Genomic DNA, 7912 nt, shown 5'->3' on the forward strand with positions numbered 1-7912 from the left:
GTTAGGGTCCAGCCATGAGCGGCTGGCCGAACCTGTCCGATCTCCTCGTCGGCATCGAGACGAAGGCCCCCGTGGGCCTGGTAGGCGCGCCGCTGGCGGCGGGATCCGTGACGCCCGGTCAGTGCGACCTCGCGCCGGCGCTGCTTCGGCAGACCTTGCGGCGGATCGGCCGTTACGATGTCGAGACCAAGCGCGAATTGTCGACGCGCATTGCCGACCGCGACGATGTCGACCTCGCCGGGCTGTCGATCGAAAGTGCGACGGAGCCGATCCGCGACGCGGTGCGGTTCAGCGCCTCGCTCCACGCTCTGACGTTGCTGGTCGGCGGGAATAATGCCGTTACGCGGCCCGGCGTGCTGGGCCTCGGCCTCCCGCTCGACAAGATCGGCCTGATCACGCTCGACGCCCATTTCGACATGCGCGAGACGCACGAGGGCCTGAGCAACGGCAATCCCGTCCGCGCCTTGATCGAGGACGGGCTTCCCGGCGCCAATATCGCGCAGATCGGCCTCGCCAGCTTCGCCAACAGCCGCAAGATGCACGAGGATGCGGTGGCCGCGGGAAATCTGGTCGTGACCGTGAGCGAGGTGCGGCGGCTTGGCATCGCGCTCGCGGTCGACCGAGCGCTCGACCAGCTCAGCCATTGCGAGGCGATCGCGGTCGATTGCGACATCGACGTGATCGACCGCTCGCAGTTCCCCGCGGCGCCGGGGGGGCGACCGGGCGGCATGGCGGTCCACGACTTCTTCGCCGGCGTGCGCCGCCTTGCGGCCGAGCCGCGCGTCCGCCTGATCGACCTTACCGAATGGGACCCGCCGCTCGATCCAAGCGATCTTAGCGCTTTGACCGCGGCGCGCTGGGTCGCCGAGTGCCTTGCCGGCTTCGAGATGCGCCCGATTTAGACTTGCGCCGTGGCGGGTCGGGCGTGACGACGATTTCCTTGGGCCCGATGGTGACTACGCACTCCCACGGTATCCGGCGGCCCAGCTTCCGACCGGTCAGGCGCTCGATGAAACTGCCTGCGCCACAGGTCAGCGCCGTCACGCGCCCACCTTCGGCATGCACCTCGTGCACGCGCCCGAGCGTTTCGCCGTCGAGCGTCCTGATCTTTGCGTCGCGGATCTCGCTGAGCCGCATCACAGCGCTCCCCGACGCGGAATCCAGGCCCGTACCTTATCCTCGGTCCGATGCAGGCCGAGCGCCTCGGCTCCCGACTTGAGCTTCACCACCGCACCGATCTCGGCGACCTCGCCGAACGGAACGCGAGCCATGCGCTCGCCCGCGACCTTCCGGACCAGCCAGAACATCCATGCCGGCATTCGTCCTTTATACGCGCCCGGTCCGACCAGCAGCGCTTCGATCCTGGTCGGCTTGCCGGCACCGCCGCCAAGCTCGACGTCGTCGACGATCCCGCTCCAGCGATCGTCCTTGTCGATGATCGGCAGGTCGATCAGCTGGCCGACGAGCTTGAGTGAATCGTTCGGCTTCATCCCTGCCCACCTGACGTCATGAGATAGAGGGGAATTGCGGCGAGAGCGGCAATGGTGACGATTACAAAGAATGGCCAGCCGAGGGCCTTGGCGAGCCATTTGTTCGCATATCGGCCCATGTAGCTCCGGTCTCCGGCGAGCAGCATCAGCGGCAGGTAAGTCAATGGCAGAACGATGATCGAGAACAGCACGGCATATTCGACCAAGCTCATCACATCGACGCCGGTCATGACGATCGCCAGTGCAAGCAGGAACATGACGATCCAGGCGAGCGTGAACCGCGGGGCTCCCCACGGTTTCTTGCGCCGGCCCCATTCCCAGCCGAAGAATTGCGCGAGCGCGTAAGCGTTCGACATGCAGGTTTCGACCGCCGCGCCGCCGACCGCGAACAGCATACCAAGGAGCGCGCAGAGCAGGCCGACCCTGCCGAACGGAATCGCCGCTTCGAGCGCCGATGTGCCCGGCACTTCGGGCCCGACATTGACCGGGCCGAACAGCTGAGCCGAACCGGCGAGGATCGAGATCGCGAGCAGCGAGCCGAGGCCGAAGCCGACCGTGCAGGTCACGCGATTGGTCAGCAGGTCCTTGGGGCCCCACTCCTCCTCGATTCCCCCCGACGAATAGAAATAGGATTCATACGGGAACAGCACGGCGCTGAGGATCGCGACGGTGAAATAGGCGAAGGTCAGGAGCTCCTTGGGACTGAGCCCGCGCGGCACCTGTGGGACGAAACCGGCCGCCAACGTCCCCCACGGCGGGTGGATTGCGACGAGGGCAACGGCGAACACGATCATGATGAGACCGAGCAGACCATAGGTGCGCTCAATCCACTTGAACGGAAGCACCCACATCGACGCCATCAACGCGATCACGCTGGCGACCGCCAGCAGCAGGTAGGGCGCTCCGGTCAGATAGTTGAGGATCAGCGCCATGCCGCCGACTTCGGCTGCGCAGGTGATCAGGGTGCTGACCAGCGAGCCGACCAGCGTGATCAGCCCGAGCTTGAGGCCGAGACGGTGGCGCATCAGGCTGAACACCGGCTGCTTGGCGACGGCGGCGACACGCCCGCTCATCTCGCCGAACACGCTCATTCCGATCGTTCCGAGCACGAATACCCAGATGAGCGCATAGCCGAAGATCGAGCCGGCCTTGGCGGCAAAGACGAGCTCGCTGATGTCGACGAAGCCGCCGACGGCCGTCATGATTCCGAGTGTCAGCTCAAGCGGATTCAAGGCTGTCCTCGATCCGTTTCAATCTGTCGGCGTGGCCGCGCAGCAATGCCGGTGAAGCAGAGTCTGGAGCGGCGATCAGCGCTGCGATCTCTTCCCCATAAGCGGACTTCGGCTGAGTGAGCGACATCGCACAGGTCTTCAGCTGTTCGCGGATGCTCTTGCGCATCGCCGCGACATAGGTCGCCGTCAGCTTGCCAGCGCCCGCTTGCTCGTTGACCAACGCCCATTCCGCGCCGAGCGAGCGCGCCTGGCTGATCGACGGCAGGTCGGCCTCGGGGCCTTTCGAACAGGCCGCGAGCAGCATCACCAGCAACAGACAGCGCCACATGCGGTCAGAAACCGTTCCGCGAGCGACCCGTTCCTAGCCTTGCTGCGCGGCGATCCGGCGGCCCTTGTCCGACAGGCTGCGGAACGTGATCGAAAAACGCAAGCGCTCGCCGGGCGTGAGGCGATGCTCCCATTCCCAGCGCGATTCACCGGACAGCAGGTAAGCCGAGCGCGGCGCCAGATCGAGGCTCGCGCGCTCGAAGCCGCTCGGCGTGCGGTGCCGGAAGCGCAGCGTCGCGGGCGTGCCGAGCGAGATCCCGACGACCTTATCGAACACATCGCGGTCGCGGTGCCAGCCGATGCCGGCGCCGGGATCATAACGCGCGAGCAGGACGTGGACGAAGTCGCCGGCGGCGAGGCCCGCGAACGCCGCGGCGCGCTCGCGCAGCGGTTGGAGCCAGCCGGGGATCGGCTCGGCGGGCGCGAAGCTCGCGTCCTCGAAATCGTAGCGCCAGCCGAAGCTCTGCGTCTTGCGGTTGCCGAGCCAGCCGTGGAAGCGGAACGGCGCAAGCTCCAGCGCCGCGAGACGGGATAGCAATGCCTGCTCTTCGGCGTCACCGATGACTTGTTCCTCATAGCGAAGGCCGGCGATGAGCGGCGTGTCGAACAGCAGGCTCATGCCGCGAACAGCTCCTTGAGCTCGGACGGCCGGAGTTCGGGCGCGAGCTGGTCGAATGTGCATTGCTTCGGATCCTTGTCGGGCCGCCAGCGCAGGAAGCCCGTGCCGTGGCGGAAGCGGCGGTCGGTGACCTGGTCGTAGCGGACCTCGACGATCAGCACGGGCTTCAGCGGCTGCCACGCTACGGACCGCTGCGTGTTCCAGCGGCTCGGTCCGCCCGGCGCGCTGCCGGTGAAGCCGGGCGGCTCGATCAGCGCCTCGAGCTTTTTGGTCAGTGCCGGTCGGTCCTTGGCCGGAATTGCGGAAGTGAAGCCGACATGGTGGAGCAGCCCGTCGTCATCATAGAGCCCGAGCAAGAGCGAACCGACCTCTTTCTTCTTTTCGGCATAGCGGAACCCTCCGACGACACAGTCGGCCGTGCGCTGCTGCTTGACCTTGATCATCGCCCGCTCGCCCGAGCGGTAGTCCTGGTCGGCGCGCTTGGCGATCACGCCGTCGAGCGCGCCGCCGCTGCGCTCCAGCCAGCCGAGCGCCACCTTGCGGTCGCAGGTGATCGGCGACAGCTCGAGGCCGGGCGTCGCGTTCGTCTGAAAGAATCGCTCCAGTTTCTCGCGGCGCCTGGAAAGGGGGAGACCGGTTATTGAGGTTCCGTCGAGCTCCAGCAGGTCGAACAGCATCAGCTCGGCCGGGGTTTCGTTCGACAGCTTGCGGACGCGGCTTTCGGCCGGATGCAGCCGCAGCTGGAGCGCATCGAACGATAAGGCGTCGCCGACCGGGATGATCAGCTCGCCGTCGAGCAGGAACTGTTTTGCCTTGAGGCCGCGAAGCATGGCTACGACTTCCGGGAAATAGCGCGCGAGCGGCTTGCCCGATTTGGACGTCAGCGTGACCTCGTCGCCGTCGCGCCGCGCGAGGCAGCGGAAACCGTCCCACTTGGGTTCGAACTGCCATCCCGCGCCGTCGGGCAGCTCGGCCGCCAGCAAGGCTTCCATCGGCGCGGCGACGGCGTGCTTTTTGGCCATTTGCAGACAATCGCCGGCGGCTCGCAGTCGTTCCCGTTGCGCACGCACTCCCAGCTGTTACGCTGCCGGTCCGTTCGAGGGAGACGAGCATGGCATTCGATCCGAACGCCGCGACCGCGCGCTATATCGATAGCCTTGGCCCGGCAGCGCTGCAGAAGGCGCACGATTACACCGTCGGGAAGGAATGGATGCTCCTGTGGAGTCTTCTGGTCGCGGCTCTTGTGACCTGGCTGATCGTGCGGTCGGGTTTGCTTGATACTCTGGACGCCAAGTTCGCCGAACGCCGCCGCAACTTGAAGGCGTTCGTGATCAGTCTTGTCTACTTCATCATATCTGCTCTGCTGACGTTGCCATGGTCGCTCTATGCCGATTACTTCCGCGAGAAGAGCTACGGGCGGACCAGCCAGCCGCTCGGCGATTGGCTGGGACAATGGGCGCTGGCGCTCACCATCAGCGCAGTGATCGGGGCGCTGTTCCTGATGGGCGTCTACTGGCTCATGCGCCGTACCGGGAAGAATTGGTGGTTATGGTCAGGCGCCCTGACCGCAGCCGCGCTCGCCTTCTTCATGCTGCTGCAGCCGGTCCTGATCGAGCCCTTGTTCAATAAATATGCGCCGGTTCCGCCGGGACAGGTGCGCGACGCAGTCGTGGCGATGGCGGGCCGCGCCGGCATCCCGGCGAAGAAGGTCTACATGTTCAACGGCTCGCGCCAGTCGAACAATTTCACCGCCAATGCCGGCGGAGTTGGCAGCACCGCGCGGGTCGCGATTTCGGACGTGGCCTTCAAGAGCGCCACGCTCGATGAAGTGCGCGCGGTAACGGGCCATGAGATCGGCCATTATGTGCTGAAGCACACGTGGTGGGGGATTTTGGTCTATGCGATCGGCGCGATCATCCTGTTCTGGATCGCGGACCGGACCTTTCCGCGCTTCGCCAAGGCCTTTGGAAGCACGGCCGGCCTCGCCGACCCGCGCGGCATTGCCGTCCTGCTGTTCATGATTTCCCTGTTCGGTTTGGTGACCCTGCCGATATCCAACAGCTTCAGCCGGACGCTCGAGAGCCAGGCCGACATGTATTCGCTGCAGACGGAGAACCGGCCCGACGCGCTGTCGACCTCGCTCGTGAAGACGGCCGAATACCGCTACCCCCGCCCAACCAAGATCGAGGAGATCGTCTTCTACGATCATCCGTCGGTCGAGCGACGCGTTCATACGGCGATGGAGTGGAAGGCTGCTCATCCGGAGCCGCCCACGCCCTAGGTGAAGCTTTCACGTAGCCCGCTGCGGCAGCCGCCTTAGCTTCGGTCGCTCCAGCAGGGGCGGAGGCGGCATGGCGGGGCAGCTGACCATCGATAGCGGCGACACGGCGTGGATGCTGATGGCCACGGCGCTGGTGATGTTGATGATCCTGCCCGGCCTCGCCTTGTTCTACGGCGGCCTGGTGCGCGCCAAGAACCTGCTCAGCGTGATGAGCCAGGTCCTCGGCATCACCGCCGTCGCGATCCTTAGCTGGGTGCTGTGGGATTACAGCCTGGCATTCAGCGGGGGGAACTGGCTGATCGGCGGCCTGTCGAAGGCCGGGTTCGCGGGCCTCACCGACTCCTCGTTATGGCCCGTCGGAAGTGGCGGCAAGGCGATCCCCGAGCTCGCCTTTGCCGCATTCCAGATGACGTTTGCGGCGATCACCGCTTCGCTCGTCATCGGCGCGCTGGTCGAGCGCGTGCGCTTCTCGGCGATCATGCTGTTTTCCGCGCTGTGGCTGACGATCGTCTACGCGCCGCTCGCCCATATGGTCTGGTCCACCGATGGGCTGTTGTTCAGGTTCGGCGCCATCGACTTCGCCGGCGGGACGGTGGTGCACATCAACTCCGGTGTCGCCGGGCTCGTCGGCGTGGCCTTCGCCGGATCGCGGATCGGCCATTTGAAGGAAGCAATGCCGCCGCACTCGCTGGCGCTGACGATGGTCGGCGCCGGCCTGCTGTGGGCCGGCTGGTTCGGCTTCAACGCCGGCTCCGCGCTCGAGGCCAACGGGCTTGCCGCAGTGGCGCTGGTGAACACGTTGGTGGCGCCGGCGGCAGGGTTGCTGAGCTGGATGGCGGCGGAGCGGCTGGTGTCGGGCAAGCCGTCGATGCTCGGCGGCGCGTCGGGCGCCGTGGCGGGCCTGGTCGCGGTGACTCCGGCGGCCGGCGCCAGCGGCCCGGTCGGCGCGATGCTGCTGGGCGTGGCAGCAAGTCTGGTCTGCTACGGTTTCGTCGGCTCGCTCAAGAACCGCCTCAGGCTCGACGACAGCCTCGACGTGTTCGGGATCCACGGGCTTGGAGGGATCACCGGGTCGATCGGCACGGCGATCGTCGCGCTTCCGGTCCTCGGCGGTCATGGCGGCGCCGGCTACAGCCTGGCTTGGCAGTTGCTGCGCCAGGCCGCGGCCGTTGGGGTCGCGATCGCCTGGTCGGCCGCGGGCTCGGCGCTATGCTTCGCGGCGGTCAAGCTGGTGATGCCGTTGCGGCATGCCCGCGACGCGGAGCGCGAGGGCCTCGACATCGCCGATCACGGCGAGCGGGCGTACAATTACTAATCCGAAGGCAAGAAAAAAGCCGCCCGAAGGCGGCTCAATTGTTGGTTGCGGGGGCAGGATTTGAACCTGCGACCTTCAGGTTATGAGCCTGACGAGCTACCGGGCTGCTCCACCCCGCGCCAACATGATCGGCACATTCCTGCGCCTGAAAAAAACAAAGCCGCCGCTCGGCAAGCCGGCAGCGGCCTTGAAAAACATTGCGAATGGGCTCTTGCTCACGCCGCCAGCAAAGCCTGGCGACGACCTACTCTTCCACTGCTTAAGCAGTAGTACCATCGGCGCTGTCCGGTTTCACGGCCGAGTTCGGGATGGGATCGGGTGGGTCACGGACGCTATGGTCACCAAGCTATGGTGACGGCGCGAACAAGAATTCTAGAAATCGTGCACTTGGGTAATGGTATTGGCGTCATCTAGCTGAGATCAAACCAGTCATCAGCAGAGCTGACGATGATGGTGGGACTCTCAAGCGCGAAATGAGTAATTAGGACCGGTTAGCTCCACGCATTACTGCGCTTCCACCCCCGGCCTATCAACGTGGTGGTCTTCCACGACTCTAAGATACCTTATCTCGAGGGAGGCTTCCCGCTTAGATGCTTTCAGCGGTTATCCCGTCCATGCATAGCTACCCTGCTGCGCGGCTGGCGCCAC

General features: G+C 65.5%; 9 protein-coding genes, 1 tRNA gene and 2 rRNA genes. 3 read left to right on the plus strand and 9 right to left on the minus strand.

Annotated elements, in window-relative coordinates:
- The first annotated feature begins 14 nt into the window (after positions 1–14).
- Positions 15–902: an arginase family protein gene (locus ACJ8FR_RS09410; protein WP_407828374.1), complete on the plus strand. Its 888-nt coding sequence runs from the start codon at positions 15–17 to the stop codon at positions 900–902.
- On the opposite strand, the gene ACJ8FR_RS09415 is transcribed toward ACJ8FR_RS09410, so the two are convergent.
- From ACJ8FR_RS09415 to ACJ8FR_RS09440, 6 genes are read right to left on the minus strand one after another with little or no spacing between them, the layout of a single operon-like run.
- Positions 835–1137 (minus strand): PRC-barrel domain-containing protein, encoded by a 303-nt coding sequence (locus ACJ8FR_RS09415; protein WP_407828375.1) that lies wholly within the window; start codon positions 1135–1137, stop codon positions 835–837. The genes ACJ8FR_RS09410 and ACJ8FR_RS09415 overlap by 68 nt on opposite strands.
- The gene (locus ACJ8FR_RS09420; RefSeq protein ID WP_407828376.1) at positions 1137–1490 is read right to left on the minus strand and encodes a hypothetical protein; all 354 of its coding nucleotides are present in this window, start codon (positions 1488–1490) and stop codon (positions 1137–1139) included. Before ACJ8FR_RS09420 ends, ACJ8FR_RS09415 begins: the two co-directional genes overlap by 1 nt.
- Entirely contained in the window at positions 1487–2722 is a 1236-nt protein-coding gene (locus ACJ8FR_RS09425) for an NRAMP family divalent metal transporter (RefSeq protein WP_407828377.1), read from the minus strand. Before ACJ8FR_RS09425 ends, ACJ8FR_RS09420 begins: the two co-directional genes overlap by 4 nt.
- The gene (locus ACJ8FR_RS09430; protein ID WP_407828378.1) at positions 2709–3050 is read right to left on the minus strand and encodes a hypothetical protein; all 342 of its coding nucleotides are present in this window, start codon (positions 3048–3050) and stop codon (positions 2709–2711) included. Before ACJ8FR_RS09430 ends, ACJ8FR_RS09425 begins: the two co-directional genes overlap by 14 nt.
- Positions 3051–3083: 33 nt before the next feature.
- Entirely contained in the window at positions 3084–3668 is a 585-nt protein-coding gene (locus ACJ8FR_RS09435; RefSeq protein ID WP_407828379.1) for an alpha-ketoglutarate-dependent dioxygenase AlkB, read from the minus strand.
- Positions 3665–4690, minus strand: coding sequence for an ATP-dependent DNA ligase (locus ACJ8FR_RS09440; RefSeq protein ID WP_407828380.1), 1026 nt, complete (start codon positions 4688–4690; stop codon positions 3665–3667). The genes ACJ8FR_RS09435 and ACJ8FR_RS09440 overlap by 4 nt, the downstream gene beginning before the upstream one ends.
- Before the next feature lie 89 nt (positions 4691–4779).
- On the opposite strand from ACJ8FR_RS09440, the gene ACJ8FR_RS09445 reads away from it, so the two are divergent.
- Together ACJ8FR_RS09445 and ACJ8FR_RS09450 are read left to right on the plus strand one after the other, a co-directional pair.
- On the plus strand, positions 4780–5949 hold the full coding sequence (locus ACJ8FR_RS09445; RefSeq protein ID WP_407828381.1) for a M48 family metallopeptidase: 1170 nt from the start codon (positions 4780–4782) through the stop codon (positions 5947–5949).
- 70 nt (positions 5950–6019) lie between these two features.
- Positions 6020–7264 carry an ammonium transporter gene (locus tag ACJ8FR_RS09450; protein ID WP_407828382.1) on the plus strand — a complete coding sequence of 415 codons (1245 nt, stop codon included), beginning with the start codon at positions 6020–6022 and terminating at the stop codon, positions 7262–7264.
- Positions 7265–7306: 42 nt separating this feature from the next.
- Here the strand turns inward: ACJ8FR_RS09450 and ACJ8FR_RS09455 are convergent.
- From ACJ8FR_RS09455 to ACJ8FR_RS09465, 3 genes are all read right to left on the minus strand, one after another.
- A tRNA-Met gene (locus ACJ8FR_RS09455) sits at positions 7307–7383 on the minus strand.
- Positions 7384–7495: 112 nt separating this feature from the next.
- Positions 7496–7610 (minus strand): 5S ribosomal RNA (gene rrf, locus ACJ8FR_RS09460).
- Between the two features lie 116 nt (positions 7611–7726).
- Positions 7727–7912 (minus strand): 23S ribosomal RNA (locus tag ACJ8FR_RS09465); the annotation flags it as partial.

This window comes from Sphingomonas sp., from assembly GCF_045810705.1.
In the GTDB taxonomy this organism is placed as follows: Bacteria; Pseudomonadota; Alphaproteobacteria; order Sphingomonadales; family Sphingomonadaceae; genus Sphingomicrobium.